1 protein-coding gene is annotated in these 1,528 nt (G+C 59.6%); it reads right to left on the bottom strand.

The genetic code is table 11. From position 1 onward, the window contains the following. Positions 1-146: 146 nt before the first annotated feature. Positions 147-1,528, bottom strand: a 1,382-nt coding sequence (locus tag U9R61_RS19455; protein ID WP_322490470.1) for a bifunctional metallophosphatase/5'-nucleotidase, incomplete at its 5' end; no start/stop codon positions are given.

Consider the following 1,528-nt stretch of genomic DNA (forward strand, 5'->3'; position numbering starts at 1 on the left):
GGCAGATCATCACCGACGTGAACGCACCCGCCGCCATGGTCGACGCATTTCGCGAGCGCGGGGTTGCTGTTACACTTGTCTAGTGTGCGCCCCCTCTCCCATTGCCACGGGAGAGGGGGCGAGGGTGAGGGAAAACCCGTGACGTGCTATACCGTTTGGCGCATGTTCACTGTGAGTGGCAGCCACATATAGTTCACGCGCGTGATGCGGTTGCCGGGTATATCTTTGTCTTCGACCGGGCTAATCGTGCCGATGTAATCGGCCACCACGTCAGACAGCAGGAAGCCGGTATCAACCTTGTTCTTGCCTTCGGTGAAGACACTGTATCCATCGCCGCCGCCCAGCATGAAGTTGTTAGTGGCGACGCGATAGGTTGTGGCAGGGTCAATAGGCACAAACGTATCGCCGTTCGCCACTTCAAGGCTGAGAATGCGCTCGCCCGCCGGACGGTTCGGGGTGAAGGTGAATCGGATTCCGGCCACCTGCGGGAAGCGGCCTTGGGCTGTTTCGACCTGGCTCACGCCATTCTCCAACGCGGCTTTGACCTGCGCACCGGTAAGATCGACCAGCGCAATGGTGTTGCCAAACGGCAATACTTCCAGCACTTCGCCGAGCGTCACCGGTCCAGCGTCAATGCTGGTGCGAATGCCGCCGCCGTTCATGATCGCAATCTTGCTCAGATCCGGCCTGGTCTTGTTGAGAATTGCATCGGCAATCAGGTTGCCGAGGTTCGTCTCGCCGGTGCGCACATCGCTCCGATTGCCGTTCAGCACAATGGCAGTTGAGCCAACTTCCTGATTGCGCAACTGTTCCAACGGTGGCGCGTACACGTCCTTGATACGCGCCTCGAAGGCGGCATTTGGCTCAACATAGCCCGGTTTGCTACTGTCGGCAACCACTTCGACCGGCGCTCCGGTAACAGACGTGACACGGCCATGCGCATCAAACCCAACCAGAAATTCGCCGAGCCAGCGGCCCCACTCCCAATCAGTAAACACCGGCACACTTTCGCCGTCCTTGTTCGTGACAGGCGTGGGGTACGGGCCGGCTGCATTCGGCTGCGGGCCAAGCGGCGTGTGGCTGTGTCCGCCGATAATCAAGCTTATGCCGCTGGTCTTCTGTGCCAAATCCAGGTCGACCGTATAACCGATGTGGGTCAGCGCGATGATGGCGTCCACGTTCTGCGCCTGGAGCGCGGCGACCTGCTCGGCTACCACGGCCTCAAGGTCTTCGCGGAAGGTGACGCCGGGGCCAGGGCTGCTCAGAATTGCCGTTTCTGGCGTGGTCAGCCCAAAGATACCGATCTTCTTCCCGGTATGAGGAAGTGTGATGACCGTATTGGGTTGAATCAGGCCGTTGAGCGGCGAGGACGCTGCGGTCTGAATGTTGGCACTGATCACCGGGAAGATATTGCCGCCATCTACGGGCGTGCCACCGGAAATAGGCGGTGTAAAGGTTGCGCTCTGTGCACCATTGATAAAAGCGGCAAGCGGCTGCTGCCCGCGGTCGAACTCATGATTGCCAATCG

This window comes from Chloroflexus sp. (assembly GCF_034431535.1).
Lineage (GTDB): Bacteria > Chloroflexota > Chloroflexia > Chloroflexales > Chloroflexaceae > Chloroflexus.